General features: G+C 41.4%; 16 protein-coding genes. 12 read left to right on the forward strand and 4 right to left on the reverse strand.

Translation table 11 applies throughout. The features are described 5' to 3' along the window. Positions 1–261: 261 nt before the first annotated feature. A complete protein-coding gene (gene fabR, locus L3Q70_RS15790) occupies positions 262–888 on the reverse strand; it encodes an HTH-type transcriptional repressor FabR (RefSeq protein WP_062568368.1) in 627 nt (208 codons plus the stop codon). A gap of 116 nt (positions 889–1,004) precedes the next feature. On the opposite strand from fabR, the gene L3Q70_RS15795 reads away from it, so the two are divergent. Both L3Q70_RS15795 and sthA read left to right on the forward strand, forming a co-directional pair. Next, entirely contained in the window at positions 1,005–2,138 is a 1,134-nt protein-coding gene (locus L3Q70_RS15795; protein WP_062568369.1) for a fatty acid desaturase, read from the forward strand. Positions 2,139–2,151: 13 nt separating this feature from the next. Further along, positions 2,152–3,582 (forward strand): Si-specific NAD(P)(+) transhydrogenase, encoded by a 1,431-nt coding sequence (gene sthA, locus L3Q70_RS15800; RefSeq protein ID WP_062568370.1) that lies wholly within the window; start codon positions 2,152–2,154, stop codon positions 3,580–3,582. 46 nt (positions 3,583–3,628) lie between these two features. Here the strand turns inward: sthA and hemE are convergent, their stop codons facing one another. Continuing rightward, positions 3,629–4,693, reverse strand: coding sequence for a uroporphyrinogen decarboxylase (gene hemE, locus L3Q70_RS15805; protein ID WP_062568371.1), 1,065 nt, complete (start codon positions 4,691–4,693; stop codon positions 3,629–3,631). 607 nt (positions 4,694–5,300) lie between these two features. Here hemE and L3Q70_RS15810 point away from each other — a divergent pair. Next, the gene (locus L3Q70_RS15810) at positions 5,301–5,771 is read left to right on the forward strand and encodes an Rsd/AlgQ family anti-sigma factor (RefSeq protein ID WP_062568372.1); all 471 of its coding nucleotides are present in this window, start codon (positions 5,301–5,303) and stop codon (positions 5,769–5,771) included. A 146-nt stretch (positions 5,772–5,917) separates the two neighbouring features. After that, entirely contained in the window at positions 5,918–6,964 is a 1,047-nt protein-coding gene (locus L3Q70_RS15815; protein WP_193987974.1) for an LD-carboxypeptidase, read from the forward strand. Positions 6,965–7,018: 54 nt separating this feature from the next. Here L3Q70_RS15815 and fkpA read toward each other — a convergent pair whose 3' ends face one another. After that, on the reverse strand, positions 7,019–7,774 hold the full coding sequence (gene fkpA / locus L3Q70_RS15820; RefSeq protein ID WP_062568374.1) for an FKBP-type peptidyl-prolyl cis-trans isomerase: 756 nt from the start codon (positions 7,772–7,774) through the stop codon (positions 7,019–7,021). A 203-nt stretch (positions 7,775–7,977) separates the two neighbouring features. Here fkpA and L3Q70_RS15825 point away from each other — a divergent pair, with 203 nt between their 5' ends. Next, positions 7,978–8,976, forward strand: coding sequence for a hypothetical protein (locus tag L3Q70_RS15825; RefSeq protein WP_062568375.1), 999 nt, complete (start codon positions 7,978–7,980; stop codon positions 8,974–8,976). Next, positions 8,963–9,175 carry a SlyX family protein gene (locus L3Q70_RS15830; protein WP_062568376.1) on the forward strand — a complete coding sequence of 71 codons (213 nt, stop codon included), beginning with the start codon at positions 8,963–8,965 and terminating at the stop codon, positions 9,173–9,175. Before L3Q70_RS15825 ends, L3Q70_RS15830 begins: the two co-directional genes overlap by 14 nt. A gap of 19 nt (positions 9,176–9,194) precedes the next feature. On the opposite strand, the gene L3Q70_RS15835 is transcribed toward L3Q70_RS15830, so the two are convergent. Beyond that, positions 9,195–9,398: a YheV family putative zinc ribbon protein gene (locus tag L3Q70_RS15835; RefSeq protein ID WP_062568377.1), complete on the reverse strand. Its 204-nt coding sequence runs from the start codon at positions 9,396–9,398 to the stop codon at positions 9,195–9,197. 129 nt (positions 9,399–9,527) lie between these two features. Between L3Q70_RS15835 and L3Q70_RS15840 the strand changes: the two genes are divergently transcribed. From L3Q70_RS15840 to L3Q70_RS15865, 6 genes are all read left to right on the forward strand, one after another. After that, positions 9,528–11,447 (forward strand): ATP-binding cassette domain-containing protein, encoded by a 1,920-nt coding sequence (locus L3Q70_RS15840; protein ID WP_062568378.1) that lies wholly within the window; start codon positions 9,528–9,530, stop codon positions 11,445–11,447. Continuing rightward, a complete protein-coding gene (locus L3Q70_RS15845; protein ID WP_062568379.1) occupies positions 11,434–11,850 on the forward strand; it encodes a TIGR02444 family protein in 417 nt (138 codons plus the stop codon). Before L3Q70_RS15840 ends, L3Q70_RS15845 begins: the two co-directional genes overlap by 14 nt. 237 nt (positions 11,851–12,087) lie before the next feature. Further along, entirely contained in the window at positions 12,088–12,228 is a 141-nt protein-coding gene (locus L3Q70_RS15850; RefSeq protein ID WP_074989877.1) for a DUF3149 domain-containing protein, read from the forward strand. A 142-nt stretch (positions 12,229–12,370) separates the two neighbouring features. Next, the gene (locus L3Q70_RS15855) at positions 12,371–13,351 is read left to right on the forward strand and encodes a hydrolase (protein WP_062568380.1); all 981 of its coding nucleotides are present in this window, start codon (positions 12,371–12,373) and stop codon (positions 13,349–13,351) included. Next, positions 13,348–13,605: a YheU family protein gene (locus L3Q70_RS15860; protein ID WP_062568381.1), complete on the forward strand. Its 258-nt coding sequence runs from the start codon at positions 13,348–13,350 to the stop codon at positions 13,603–13,605. The genes L3Q70_RS15855 and L3Q70_RS15860 overlap by 4 nt, the downstream gene beginning before the upstream one ends. 59 nt (positions 13,606–13,664) lie before the next feature. Next, on the forward strand, positions 13,665–14,858 hold the full coding sequence (locus tag L3Q70_RS15865) for a dipeptidase (protein WP_193987976.1): 1,194 nt from the start codon (positions 13,665–13,667) through the stop codon (positions 14,856–14,858). Positions 14,859–14,947: the final 89 nt, after the last annotated feature.

Genomic DNA, 14,947 nt, shown 5'->3' on the forward strand with positions numbered 1-14,947 from the left:
ACTTGCTTAAGCAGTAAGAGGTTCAGTGTTAATGTAATTAAACGTGTCATTTGCATGTTAATTTTCTAAATGTGTGTTCAGTGAGCTGTATTTTTAACACCCAGCACACACTCTTGCAAGCATATTTTTTTCACTAAGCACAATGCAAAGGCATAAATATAGAAATAAAAATTCACAAAACAAATAAAAAAAGGATAAAAATGACAATTTAATGGTTAGTTGTCGTTAGAAAAAGTACGTAACGCTTACGGCCTGCTTAGATTAACTTTTTTCATTTCCACCGTTATCCCTAACATACAATAATGCACCACGGGCTATATAACGTAATTGCCAAATAACACGTTCTACCAACTCTTCACGTTGCTGCCCTTCAATATCAAGCGCTTCTGCCCCTGCGTTAAATACTAAAGTGACCATCGCTTCCGCTTGTATATAGGCATGGGTGGCATCGCATGGCGTTTCACTTTCAAGGTAATGTGCAAGCTCCAAGATGAAATGTTTTATCTCGCGAGCAACCGCGGCACGAAACGCTTTTGAAGTACCCGAACGTTCACGCAATAACAACCTGAACTGGTTACTTGAGTTATCAATAAATTCCATGAAAGTAACAATCGATGTAGTAATGACACTGCCACCACTTTCGATACGCCGACGGGCTTGGCGCATTAACTGGCGAAGCGTTAACCCCGCTTCATCAACCATGGTCAAGCCAAGTTCATTCATATCTTTAAAATGGCGATAAAAAGAGGTTGGCGCAATCCCTGCTTCACGAGCAACTTCACGTAAACTTAAATTAGAAAAGCTGTGATCGGCACTCAATTGATTAAATGCAGCTTCGATTAATGCTTGTCGTGTTTTTTGTTTCTGTTGCGCTCTAACACCCGACATGAAAACTCCCAAGGTGAACTTTTAATGATTTTTAAGTTAATGAGACAGTCTAATACTTGACGCGAAGAGTTTGAAACACTATTTTAGCGTACAACTGTACGCCGAGATTTATTATGATGAAAAAACCACCGATTATTTGGACCAATGTGTTATTTTTTAGCCTGACATTTTTGGCCGCCATTACACTTGTTCCTTGGTATGGATTTAGTTACGGATACACCACTGTGCAATGGATAGCTTTTGTTGCTTGCATGTTCTACGCAGGATTATCTATCACCGCAGGTTACCACCGCTTATGGGCACACAAAGCCTATGATGCACACCCTGTAATTGAATTTATATTCGCCTTGGGTGGTGCATTTGCGCTACAAAATAGTGCGCTTCATTGGAGTAGCGACCACCGTATTCACCATGGTCAAGTTGATGATCCAATCAAAGACCCTTATGCCGCAACAAATGGCTTTTGGTACAGCCATATAGGTTGGATGCTGCGAGACTATCAAGGAGAGGAATACGGAAATTATAGTAATTGCCGTGACTTACAGAAAAATAAAGTCGTTATGTGGCAACACCGCCACTACATGAAATTAGTGTTAGCGACCAATATTGGAATTCCTCTTTTGCTTGGATTAATGGTCGGTGATGTGTGGGGGATGTTACTACTTGCAGGGTTGTTACGTTTAGTATTAAGCCAGCATTTTACCTTTTTTATCAATTCAGTTGCCCATATATGGGGGTCTCGCCCATACACCGAAAAAAATACCGCACGCGATAATGGCTTTTTAGCGTTATTCACTTATGGTGAAGGCTATCATAATTTCCACCATATTTTTGCCAGTGACTATCGCAATGGTATTAAATGGTATCACTATGACCCAACCAAGTGGATGATCCGCACGCTCGCATCTGTCGGTCTTGCATCAAAATTAAAACGTACACCGGTTGAGCGCATTGAAAAAGCCAAAGCAGAAACCTTGATGAATAAAACCCAAGGCCGTCTTGCAAAATTGCCTTTAGCGCAAGATAAGCTTACATTATTACAATCTGAGTACGATTTACTGCTGAAAAAGCTGCAACACTTCTGTGCCCTGCAAAAACGCGTGTTAGAAATCAAAAAGAATAACATGATGAAACAATGCGAAAAATCAGCATTAATGACACAATATCATGAGCTTGAAGCCGCTTGGGAAAACCAAAAGCAGGCTTGGCTTGCACTAAATGCGAGGTTATTAAAAGCCTCTTTTAGTTAATATAGGAGCGGCTGTGGCCAAACAACAAGTAAAGCAAAAAGATACTCCATCTTATCAATATGATGCGATTATCATAGGGACAGGTCCTGGCGGTGAAGGTACCGCCATGAACCTTTCAAAGAGTAACAAAAAAGTCGCAGTTATTGAGCGCCAAGAAGCAGTAGGCGGAGGTTGTGTTCACTGGGGCACTATTCCATCAAAAGCCTTACGTCACTCAGTAAGCCGTTATATAGAATATAAAGCCAATCCTTTGTTTAATATCAGTGAACGTCCGAACCGCCTCACTTTTCCTGATATTTTGCGTCACGCTAGTAATGTCATATCTAAGCAGTCAAGTTTACGTAGTAGCTTTTATGACCGTAACCGCATTCATATGTATCAAGGTGATGCTGAGTTTGTTGACAAGCACACAGTAAAGATTACACACCTTGATGGTTCGCACGAAACACTTACCGCGCAAACAATTGTCATTGCTACAGGCTCTCGCCCATATCGTCCACCTGGCGTTGACTTTAATCATGCACGTATTTACGACAGTGACACGATTTTAGGCCTTGAACATGACCCACACCGTGTACTAATTTATGGTGCAGGTGTGATTGGCTGTGAATACGCCTCTATTTTTAAAGGTTTAGGCGCAAAAGTTGACCTAGTGAATACCCGCGATCGCTTACTCGCCTTTATGGATGCAGAAATTTCCGATGCACTAAGCTATCACTTTTGGAACAGCGGTATCGTTATTCGTCATAACGAAGAATTTGATAGAGTAGAAACTCGCGATGATTGTGTTGTGATGCACTTAAAATCAGGCAAGCGAGTTAAAGCAGACTGTATTTTATTTGCCAATGGTCGAACGGGTAACACCGATACATTAAACCTTGATGCTATTGGCCTAAAAGCAGATGGTCGTGGCCAGCTAAAAGTGAATGAAACTTACCAAACAGAAGTCGATAACATTTATGCTGTTGGTGATGTTATTGGCTATCCAAGCCTTGCTAGTGCGGCATTTGATCAAGGCCGAATCGCCGCTGATGCTATTGCCTGTGGTAACTGCGAAGAAAAATTGATTATTGATATACCCGCAGGGATTTATACTATTCCTGAAATGAGCTCAGTGGGTAAAACCGAACAAGAGCTCACCGCAGCTAAAATTCCATACGAAGTGGGTCGTGCCCAATTTAAACATTTAGCGCGTGCACAAATAGCAGGCACTGAAGTAGGTAGTTTAAAGATTTTATTCCATGTTGATACCAAGGAAGTGCTCGGCGTGCATTGCTTTGGCGAGCGTGCCTCTGAAATCGTTCATATCGGCCAAGCGATTATGGAACAAAAGAACGGCGGCAATAACATTGATTACTTTGTGAATACCACGTTTAACTACCCAACCATGGCAGAAGCCTACCGAGTCGCGGCATTAAATGGTTTAAATCGTTTGTTTAAGTAACAAAAAGCCCGCTTAATGCGGGCTTTTTTTGTCATTCGCTTTTAGCTTATTTGTGATACTTAGCGCTGAACTCATGCACTGCGTTAATAAACACACCCGCATTTTCAGGGTCAACATCTGGTGTAATACCGTGACCTAAGTTGAACACATGACCAGAGCCTGTACCAAAGTCTTCTAGAATAGTCGCGACTTCTTGACGAATACGCTCAGGCGTACCATGTAGCATGGCAGGGTCCATGTTACCTTGTAGTGCTACATTATCACCAACACGACGCTTAGCATCACCAATATTAATTGTCCAATCTAGACCTACTGCATCACAGCCCGTTGCTGCGATTGCTTCAATCCACTGACCGCCATTTTTAGTAAATAACGTCACTGGCACTTTACGGCCATCATGCTCGCGAATTAAGCCATCAACAATCTTATGCATGTATTGTAATGAAAACTCATTGTAATCACGTGGGCTTAATACTCCACCCCATGAGTCAAATACCATTAACGATTGCGCACCCGCTTTTACTTGCGCGTTTAAATAGTCAATGACTGAGTCAGCTAATTTATCAAGTAATAAGTGCAGTGTTTGCGGCTCAGCAAACGCCATTTTCTTGATTTTACCGAATGTTTTACTGCTACCACCTTCAACCATGTATGTGGCAAGTGTCCAAGGTGACCCAGAGAAACCAATCAGTGGTACTTCACCTTTTAGTTCGCGACGAATCGTGCTTACCGCATTCATCACATAACCAAGCTCATCAGTTGGATCGATATTTGGGATTTTTTTAACATCAGCTAAAGAAGAAATCGGACGTTCAAATTTAGGACCTTCACCCGTTTCAAAATAAAGACCTAAGCCCATTGCATCTGGAATAGTTAAAATATCACTAAATAGAATTGCAGCATCAAGCGGATAACGACGTAAAGGCTGTAACGTTACTTCACAAGCAAGTTCAGCGTTTTTACATAAACTCATAAAGTCGCCTGCTTGGGCACGTGTAGCACGGTACTCAGGTAAATAACGGCCAGCTTGGCGCATCATCCATACCGGAGTGACATCAACAGGTTGTTTTTGTAGTGCACGTAAATAACGGTCGTTTTTTAATTCGCTCATGCGTATAGGTCCTAGAACTGAATGAAATTTTGCTGGTGATTGTATCACCATATTACGCGACCCACTATGGATAGATAACCAAGCCTAGATATAGATCACGATTTTTAAACTTACTCCATCAAACAGAACAGGCTTTATACGAAAAAAAATATTTTTAAAACTTTTCATTAATAAATTTGCAACAAAGAAAAAAGCTTGGTATAACTTATCCCGCGTTAACAAAAACAATAATAAAAATCTTATAACAATAAGAACAAAAATCTTCCCATAACAATAAGAAAGCTTGTTTTAACAAGTCTAGAAAAAGAATTAAACCACCAATTTTGGTGGTTTTTTCTTTTCTGAATCATTGATTTATACAATCACCTCAGTATTTTCAACGTTAAAAATTAACACTAGTAGTTTTTAATTATTTCCCATACACTGCTGTTAAAGCAAAATTGACCTAACCTATTACGACACGCATTTTCATATAACAATATGCTGTCTTGTGTTTCTAGGTTGGCTTTTAACAGTTTGTTGTAACTAAGCACGAAGAATTAGTTGATCTTTGTGTCATATTTCCTTTTTATATAAAAAGGAAACCAACTCAGCGAGGAGATGAAATATGCTGACGCGTTTGGAAAAAGCTCAACAAAAATGGGGTGGAAGCCACTCTGTTATCGATAAGTGGCTCACAGAGCGCCAAGAATTACTTGTGCTATTCTGTCGTATAGCGGGCTTTTCACCGTATGAAAAGAAAGATCACGCCCTTCCAGATCAACTACAAATCCAAAATTTTTGTCAAATTTTAATGGACTACTTATCTGCTGGTCATTTTGAAATTTACGATGACATTGCAAAAGCATGTGAAGAGAAAGGCCCAGAAAGCCAAAAGCTTGCCAGTGCGCTTTATCCACGTATTTCAGAAACAACTGACATCGCACTCGACTTTAACGATAAATATGCTGAAGTAGATAAAGATGATTTACTGGATGAGTTTGATAAAGACTTATCTGCCCTAGGCGAAGCACTTGAGCTACGCTTTGAATTAGAAGATGAGTTAATCGATAACTTATATTCAAATCATACTAGCTAGTGCAACTTCACAGCAGCAGAGAGTAAATTCTCTGCTGAATGCCTCTTTTTGCCTTCCTTTAAAGAATCAATTATTCCATCCAAACAAAAATATTTGAAATAAATATTTAGATGCGATACTCATACTATAAAAACATGAGGTTCGCCATGCATAAACGGTCATTTTTAAAGTCACTTTCAATCCTTGCAGCAGGTGCAAGCCTAACATCAACTCCCTTAATGGCCGCACAGAATAGCAGTGGCCACACTTTAATTAAGCCAAAAGCACTTACAAAGGGAGGCACTATCGGTGTCTGTAGTCCTGCTGCGGCAACCGCCGAACATGCTGACATCATACTAGCAAAAGGGGTGATTGAAGCACTGGGTTATAAAGCAAGGCTGGCGCCTAATATTCTGGCAAGACGAGGGCATTTAGCTGGAACAGATGCCATGCGAGCCAACGATCTAAATAACTTGTTTAGCGATACGGATGTCAGTGCTATTTTTTGTTTGCGTGGTGGTTCAGGTGCAGCCCGTATTTTACCTTTGCTCGACTACACCATGATCCGCAACAACCCTAAGCCGCTCATGGGCTACTCAGATATCACCGCTTTACATAACGCACTGCTTGCCAAAACTGGCATGATTAGTTTTCATGGTCCGAACGCATCTAGTGAATGGAATCCATTTCATGTAGAGCAATTTAAAAGCCTGTTCGAAGCACGAAAGCACATGCATTATCAAAATTTACCCAAAGCAGACGATGAGCTGGTAAATACCAAGTACCTGACTCAAACTATCACACCTGGTAAGGCGACGGGTCGCTTAATCGGTGGAAACTTGACAGTACTCACCGCTTTGGCCGGTTCTGATTACCTTCCCGACTTTAACGGGGCCATTTTGTTTTTAGAAGATATTGATGAAGCACCGTATCGAATTGACCGTATGATGAGCACATTAAAGCTCATGGGTGCACTTGATAAGATTGCGGGTTTTGTATTTGGTGATTGTAATGAGTGCAAGCCAAGTCGTGGTTATGGCTCGTTAACACTTGATGATATTTTTGCAGATTATATTAAACCATTAGGCATTCCCGCTTATCGCGGTGCAATGATAGGCCATATTAAACGCCAATTTATTTTACCTGTGGGTGCGTTAATTGAACTTGATGCTAACAAGGGTACGCTAAAAATGAGGGAAACTGTATTTAGCTAGATGAGTGAAGTACAAAAAAAAGGGCCATGAGGCCCTTTTCTTCTGAGTAATAAATTACTCTGCAGCAGCTGCTTTTTCTTCGTCTTGGATTTCAAGTAATTCTACTTCAAAAACCAATGTTGAATTAGCAGGGATCTTACCAAGATCACGCTCGCCGTATGCAAGTTCAGATGGGATTGTGAACTTGTATTTAGAGCCAACTGGCATTAATTGTAAACCTTCAGTCCAACCTGGGATCACACGATTAAGTGGGAAAGTTGTAGGTTCGTTACGTGAGTATGAGCTATCAAACTCAGTGCCATCAAGTAAAGTACCTTTGTAATGTACTTTTACAACGTCAGTTGCTACTGGTTTTTCGCCTTCACCTTCAGTGATCACTTCGTACTGTAAGCCAGACTCAGTAACAGTAACACCTTCTTTCTTCGCGTTTTCAGCTAAGAACTTTTCACCTTCAGCTTTGCTTTTTTCAGCTTCTACTTTTGCTTTTTCTTCTTGCTTAGTACGCATGCTTTGATCAAGTGCAGTTAACACTTCACGAATTTTTTCATCGTCTAGTTTAGCGTTACCAGCAAGGGCATCTTCAAAGCCACGCTTTAATAGCGCTTCGTCTAACTCAATACCTAGCTCTTTTTTATCAGCTAAATCTTGGTTTAAGAAGTTACCAACAGATGCACCGATACCGTAGGCTTGTTGTTGTGCTTCAGTCTCTAGTTTAACTTCAGCTTGCTGTTCTTTTTTTGCTTCTTGATTACAAGCTGTTAGCGCTAAAACTGACGCTGCAATCAATGACAATTTAATCGTCTTTCTCATTTTATATCTCCGACACACTTTGCAGTTGTCAATTATTGTATTATTACTAGTTAAAGGTTAACGACCTATTATGGTAGGCTGCTTGTCTAATAACTAAACTTTATGCAAACGCATAATCTAGTGATTAGACTAACAACCTTGGCTTTTAACGAGCCCTAGTCTAACCTCTCAATCACTAAGAGTTAAGGGGAAATACCTGTAATATGTCGATATTTCGTACTTTTTTATATCTACTAAGCTTTGGCTTAGTTGTTGCGTGCACTGAGCAACATGAGCAATCCGCTGAACGATATGAACATGCGGCTAAAGGTGCGTTTGCATCTGCTCTTTCGCATGATGGCAAATACAGCTTGATCTCATCAATACACCATGGGGTCGCGCTGTGGGATAATCAACAGCAGGTATTAAAATACCAATGGTTTCAACAACAAGCTCAAGATAGCCTTGTGCATACAGTGGCAATCTCTTACGACAATAGCCATGCAGTCACCGCTGAAAAGTCCACATTTGCAGTATGGGACATTAGCACCGGTGAAAACACGGGCTACTATAAAATACATGCCTCAACAATTAGAGATATCGCCATAAGTAACCAAGGGCGTAGCGTTTTATATGGCCGCGCCGACGGTGTAGTCGTTTACCTCGACTTAGAAACCGGAAGGCGTATAGAGTTCCTCGGTCATCAAGAAAAAGTCAACGTTGTTGATCTATCTCCCAATGGCCACTATGCAATTAGTGGCTCAAATGATTACGTAGCTTACTTTTGGGATACTCGCACAGGGCAAGTAATCCACCGCTTTAATCACCCGACTCGTGTCACTCAGGTTGCGCTTGATCCACAGGGTCGATATGCATTTACAGCAGATAGTATGAAGCAAGCAAATGTATGGCAACTGACTACAGGTGATCTTGTTAGCAAACTGGCGTATATTGCGCGTCAGAAAATTTTTACCGCCGTGCGCTTTAATGATCAAGGCACCTTAATTGCAACCGGTTCACCGAATCGACTCGTGGATTTATGGCAACTGGACTCTGGTAAAAAATTACAAACGTGGCAAGTACTCCCTCGTGAAGGCAGTCGCCCAAAATCAGCCGTGGTGTTAGATGTTGCGTTTACAGATAACAACCAAGCGTTATTAACCGAAAGCTCCAGCGGATTCGCTGAAAGTTTTAATTTAAGAGAATCGAATGAATACAATTGAAGATCGTCTCATGGAACTTGAAGCGAAAGTCGCCTTTCAAGATGAAACAATTGAAATATTGAATGATGAGCTTAAAGCGCACCAACAGCAATTGGCAAAAATGAAGCGCCAAACCGAGTTGCTCGCAGAAAAAATTAAAGAGGCGCAACAGCCTTCTCTTATGTCACAGTTACAAGAGCCGCCTCCGCCACATTACTAAGCATACAATAATGGCCGGGTTAATCACCCGGCTTAAATACCCCAATTACCTGTTCAAATTGACGTGTTGAAGCTTGCACAGCTTTCTCTGGCTGGGTCATTTTATGGCCACACTGTACACACTCCACTTTTTCGACATCATGCTCTTTATAAAGCATCATGGTATCCATAGCCCCACATTCTGGGCAGGACGCACCAGCAATAAAGCGTTTTTTTTGTCTCATAAGTGATCTCCCGTGGCATGTAGGCCGCTATTTTAGCCTAATAATTCTCTGTTTGATACGATTGCGAAGCCTTATAGGATCCGTGTTATGATAACGCAACTTAACTAGGACTCAGCATAGTATTTTTCAATGATCCAAATCTCAGATATCGAACTACTTCGTGGTGGTAAAGCACTCCTTAAAGGAGCCAGCGCCACACTTTTCCCTGAACATAAAGTTGGTCTTGTTGGGGCTAATGGTTGTGGTAAGTCAACACTGTTTAGTTTGCTAAAGTCTGAGTTGCAGCTCGATGCGGGTGAATGCAGCATCCCTAAAGATTGGTCCATCGCCTCTGTTAAACAAGAAACACCGGCACTGGAAATAAGTGCGCTTGATTATGTTTTGCAAGGCCACCCTGAGTATTATGCGCTCAGAATCGCACTCCGAGAAGCTGAAAAAAATGACGATGGCGCAGCACAAGCCAAAGCGCATATCGGCCTTGAACATATTCAAGGTTATAGCATCGAAGCCAAAGCAGGTGAACTGCTACATGGCTTAGGTTTTAGTAATGAGCAAATAGACAACCCTGTCAGCGCCTTTTCAGGTGGGTGGCGTATGCGTCTAAACTTGGCTCAAGCGCTTATTCGTGACGCTGACTTATTGCTGTTAGATGAACCAACCAACCACTTAGATCTCGATGCCGTATACTGGTTAGAGCGCTTTTTACGCGCCTATACTGGCACCCTAGTACTGATTTCTCACGACCGTGAATTCTTAGACGCGGTGGTTGATCAAATTTGGCACATCGATCAGCAAAAAATTAATGTTTACAAAGGCCACTACTCGCAATTCGAACGCCAAAAAGCGGAGCGTTTACTGCAACAGCAAGCTATGTTCGAAAAACAACAAGAACAAATCGCTCATCTAGAAAAGTTTATTACACGCTTTAAGGCTAAAGCCAGTAAAGCAAAACAAGCACAAAGCCGCGTAAAAGCCTTAGAGCGAATGGAAAAACTAGCGCCTGCGCATGCCGACTCCCCTTTCGATTTTGAATTTGCAGACCCCACTGCGCTGCCAAACCCCTTGATGACACTCGACCAAGCCAAAGCGGGCTATGGCGACATCACTATTCTACATAGTATTAAGCTAAACCTAGTACCAGGTAGCCGTATTGCCCTGCTTGGTCGAAATGGTGCGGGTAAGTCTACACTTATCAAGCTGCTAGCAGGTGAACTTGACCCACAAGCGGGCGAAGTGTTCCAGCATCAAGGCTTAAATATTGGTTACTTTGCGCAGCACCAACTGGAGTCTCTTGATTTAACAGCCAGTGCTGTTACGCATTTACAACGTTTAAATCCGCAAGCAACAGAGCAATCACTGCGCGACTTTTTAGGGGGCTTTGCCTTCATTGGTGATAAAGCCCTTGAGCCAGTTGCGCCATTTTCGGGGGGTGAAAAAGCACGTTTAGTGCTGGCTATGTTGGTATATCAAAAACCTAACTTACTCTTACTGGATGAGCCTACCAACCACCTAGATTTAGAAATGCGACATGCTCTTGTCATGGCACTACAGGGATTTGAAGGTGCGATGGTTACCGTATCGCACGACCGCCATATGCTAAAAAATACCGCCGATGAGTATTACCTTGTTGATAACGGCGAAGTCACGCAATTTGGCTACGACCTTGATGCTTATTACCAGTGGCTACTCAATGCGAATAAAGAAGCGGCAAAAACACCAGAAGACAATGCAACAAAAGCTCATTCAAGTGTAAACCGCAAGGAACAAAAGCGCTTAGAAGCTGAGTTTAGAAAGTCAGTGCAGCCATTAAAAAAACAAATCGACACGCTTGAAAAGCAGCTCGATAAGTACGCAACAGAGCTTAGTGAAGTTGAAACTGCGCTCGGCGACAATGATTTATATAATGACGACAATAAAGCGAAGCTAACAAAGTTACTAGCAAAGCAAGCTGAGTTAACCCCAAAACTAAATGCCGTTGAAGAAGAATTATTGATGGCGCTGGAAGAACTCGAAGAAAAAGAACAGGCCTTCGCCGATGAAACCGCTTAATAGCGAAGCATTTTGGCAGTTTGCGTGTCGACTTTATGATGAAGAAGGCATGCAAACACGGCTGTTAGGTTATCAAAACCAGCAAGGCAAAAATGTGAATGTGTGCTTGTTGCTTTATTATTTAGATTCTCTTGAGCTTGCTTTAAACGAATCTCAACTTAATCAGCTTGAGTTATGCATTGGTGAGTTTGACCAGCAGGTATTAAAACCTCTACGCACGGCTCGCGCCTATCTAAAAGCTAATCAAAGCGAAATTGCTGACTACACCACAATTCGTAAAGAATTACTCAGTGCAGAACTCAAGCTCGAAAAACAACAGCAGCAAATGCTCATTGATAGCGTGAATACTTGCACACTTACATCAAACCCAAAAGCAGATAATTTAAAGTTGTATATAAGATAAAGGTGATTAGCAAACCCAACTCATATCACCACTACCTTACCCCGTAAAATTTCACAGCAATAAAATAACGCTCTCGCTCGAATAAAGGCGAGTACTAATAACTTAGACTCAGTAAACTTGATCCAAATCAACTTCTAAATCGCCTTGTGTAGCTTCAGGAAAATAGCTTGATCTGGATCATGTCAGGCTATGCCAAGCCAGCCTATGATTAACCCATAGACATTAGGAGGCACAACCATGAACGTATTCTTTAGAGATTTTTTTAGCGACCCAGTCTTATTTATGTCATTTGGCATTTTGGCAGTTGTTATCGTTTTATGCCTTTTTTACGTCGGGTATTTCATTAAAAAAGTACACGACGCTGAAGTTCCTAAGTAAGAATTAAGCACGACGCACAAAGCCCCTATCCAATTTTATTGTTTAGGGGCTTTTTATTTGCATAAGCCGAAATCGTTAAACTGTTCTAAAAAAGCAAAAACTTGCTACAATAGGCGCTTGTTTTGTCTTTAAAGTGTCAACTATGTTACCTGAGTTTAAACCTGCGTGGTGGATGCGCAATCGCCATTTACAAACCATAATGCCGCGCTTTTTTCGCCCTTTTCATAAAACACGTTACAACTTATCGACACTTAACACTCCAGATGGTGATTTCTTAGAGCTTGCATGGGCGCAACCCCACAATGACCACGCACCACTGGCAATCGTATTGCACGGGCTTGAAGGCAATATAAATAGCTTTTATGCCAAGGGCATGATGAAAAAACTAAAGCAGCAAGGGTTTGCGGTTGTGCTTATGCATTTTCGCAACTGCTCGCGGGAAGTTAATCGATTGGCTCGTGCCTATCATAGTGGTGAAACTGAAGACCTGCGCTTTTTTATTAATTATTTGAAAGGCAAATTTCCTTCTCGCCCATTATTTGCCGTCGGTTTTTCTTTAGGTGGCAATGTCTTAGCTAAATACTTAGGTGAACAAGGCCAATCCTCACACTTAACTGGCGCTGCGGTAGTATCGGCGCCATTTGACTTGTCTGCCTCGTGTGAAATTATTCGTAAAAGTTTGTGCAAGATATACCAAAAATACCTGCTTGATCGCATGAAAAAATCAATGCAAAGAAAGTTGCCACAAATTCAGCAACAAATAAATCTCACACCTGAAAAGTTAAAGTCGATTAATGACTTATGGCAGTTTGACGACATGCTGACCGCCCCCTTACATGGCTTTTCAGGGGCAGAAGATTATTATCAACAAGCCAGTGCTAAACCTTATCTAAAAACAATCGCGACACCGACTTTAATCGTACATGCTAAAGATGACCCCATGCTATCAGTTAAAGCAGTACCTAATGGTACAGATGTCAGTGACTATGTTACTCTGCGGGTGTCAGATAAAGGCGGACACGTAGGCTTTATTAGTGGTAATAACCCATTTAAGCCTGTTTATTGGTTAGAGCACATAGTGCCTAGCTACTTCACACAGATCGTTAAAAAAGAGCAGTTATGATCATCCCTCATGAACAAATTGATAAAGACACGCTATATAACTTAATTGAAAGCTATGTGCTACGTGAAGGCACCGATTATGGTGAGCAAGAGGTAAGTATTGAAAATAAAGTTGCGCAGGTTCATCAACAGCTTAAAAGTGGTGAAGCGATGGTGTTTTTTTCTGAGTTACATGAATCGGTAACAATAATATCGAAAGCTGAATTCATTGCTCTGCAAGCTGATCCTGAGTATCAAGCGTCGTTTAACGACTAAACTTGTAAGTTATACTGTAACCCTTCACAATGGCTTTTTAACTTAAAGAGCCATTAAAAATGAAAAAACTAAGCTCATTGGTTGCCGCCGTTTCGCTGGCTTTAATTAGCCAAGCACACGCTGAACAGGCTACTGCATCAGACAAAGCCATAAAACTGGCAAAAGACACTATTTTAATCGACACCCATATCGATGTTCCTTATCGCATTCATAATAAGTGGGCTGATGTAACAAAAGCCACCGATGACGGCGATTTTGACTACCCACGCGCAGTACAAGGAGGTTTAAACGCTCCTTTTATGTCGATTTATATTCCTGCAAACCTAGAATTTGAAGGCAAAGGGAAAAGCTACCAACTTGCTAATCAGCTGATTGATAGTATGGAAGCCATTGTGCAACGTGCTCCTGATAAGTTTGCTATTGCAGATTCAACCGCCGATATCAAAGCGCAGTTTAAACAAGGCAAAATGTCGATTGCAATGGGTATGGAAAACGGCTCGCCGATTGAAGGTGAGATGAAAAACCTTAAGCATTTTTATGATCGTGGTGTACGTTACATCACCCTTGCACACTCACAGAGCAACCACATTTCTGACTCATCTTATGATATCCGCCGTAAATGGAAAGGCCTGAGCCCATTCGGTAAAGAACTTGTTAAAGAAATGAACAACATAGGTATGTTGGTAGATGTTTCACATATTTCTGATGATGCATTTTATCAAGTAATGGAAATTTCAAAAGTCCCTGTGATTGCATCACACTCTTCACTTCGTAAATATACGCCTGGCTTTGAGCGTAATATGAATGATGACATGCTATTAGCGCTGAAAAAGAATGGCGGCGTTATTCAAATCAACTTTGGTTCAAGCTTTGTGACAGCACAAGCTGGCTCTTGGTATGACCAACTAAAATCAGCAAAAGCCGATAAGAAAAAAGACGGTACTAAGCTAAGCAAAGATTTTGACGCAGCTTATCGTGCTAAAAACCCATTCCCTTATGCAAGCCTTGAGCAGGTGCTAGATCACATCGACCATGTCGTTGAGCTCATTGGTATTGATTATGTTGGTATTGGCTCTGACTACGATGGTGTAGGCGACTCTCTACCTACTGGCTTAAAAGATGTAGCAAGCTACCCTAACCTTGTTCAAGGGCTTATGGATAGAGGCTACAGCGATAAAGATATTAAAAAGATTCTAAGTGGCAATATGCTACGTGTTTGGCAACAAGCTGAAGCGTATGCAAAAGCGCACTAATTTTTAATCACCAATCAAAGCGCAGTACTCACTGCGCTTTTTGTTTTTATCAGTACAAGTGATTGATCATACTAATTGCCTGTTTTAAT

This window comes from Pseudoalteromonas sp. CF6-2, from assembly GCF_021729425.1.
Lineage (GTDB): Bacteria > Pseudomonadota > Gammaproteobacteria > Enterobacterales > Alteromonadaceae > Pseudoalteromonas > Pseudoalteromonas arabiensis.

Coding starts and splice junctions, on each gene's coding strand:
- fabR (WP_062568368.1), bottom strand. CDS start 888: ATGTCGGGTGTTAGAGCGCAACAGAAACAAAAAACACGACAAGCATTA.
- L3Q70_RS15795 (WP_062568369.1), top strand. CDS start 1,005: ATGAAAAAACCACCGATTATTTGGACCAATGTGTTATTTTTTAGCCTG.
- hemE (WP_062568371.1), bottom strand. CDS start 4,693: ATGAGCGAATTAAAAAACGACCGTTATTTACGTGCACTACAAAAACAA.
- L3Q70_RS15810 (WP_062568372.1), top strand. CDS start 5,301: ATGCTGACGCGTTTGGAAAAAGCTCAACAAAAATGGGGTGGAAGCCAC.
- L3Q70_RS15815 (WP_193987974.1), top strand. CDS start 5,918: ATGCATAAACGGTCATTTTTAAAGTCACTTTCAATCCTTGCAGCAGGT.
- fkpA (WP_062568374.1), bottom strand. CDS start 7,774: ATGAGAAAGACGATTAAATTGTCATTGATTGCAGCGTCAGTTTTAGCG.
- L3Q70_RS15825 (WP_062568375.1), top strand. CDS start 7,978: ATGTCGATATTTCGTACTTTTTTATATCTACTAAGCTTTGGCTTAGTT.
- L3Q70_RS15830 (WP_062568376.1), top strand. CDS start 8,963: ATGAATACAATTGAAGATCGTCTCATGGAACTTGAAGCGAAAGTCGCC.
- L3Q70_RS15835 (WP_062568377.1), bottom strand. CDS start 9,398: ATGAGACAAAAAAAACGCTTTATTGCTGGTGCGTCCTGCCCAGAATGT.
- L3Q70_RS15840 (WP_062568378.1), top strand. CDS start 9,528: ATGATCCAAATCTCAGATATCGAACTACTTCGTGGTGGTAAAGCACTC.
- L3Q70_RS15845 (WP_062568379.1), top strand. CDS start 11,434: ATGAAACCGCTTAATAGCGAAGCATTTTGGCAGTTTGCGTGTCGACTT.
- L3Q70_RS15850 (WP_074989877.1), top strand. CDS start 12,088: ATGAACGTATTCTTTAGAGATTTTTTTAGCGACCCAGTCTTATTTATG.
- L3Q70_RS15855 (WP_062568380.1), top strand. CDS start 12,371: ATGTTACCTGAGTTTAAACCTGCGTGGTGGATGCGCAATCGCCATTTA.
- L3Q70_RS15860 (WP_062568381.1), top strand. CDS start 13,348: ATGATCATCCCTCATGAACAAATTGATAAAGACACGCTATATAACTTA.
- L3Q70_RS15865 (WP_193987976.1), top strand. CDS start 13,665: ATGAAAAAACTAAGCTCATTGGTTGCCGCCGTTTCGCTGGCTTTAATT.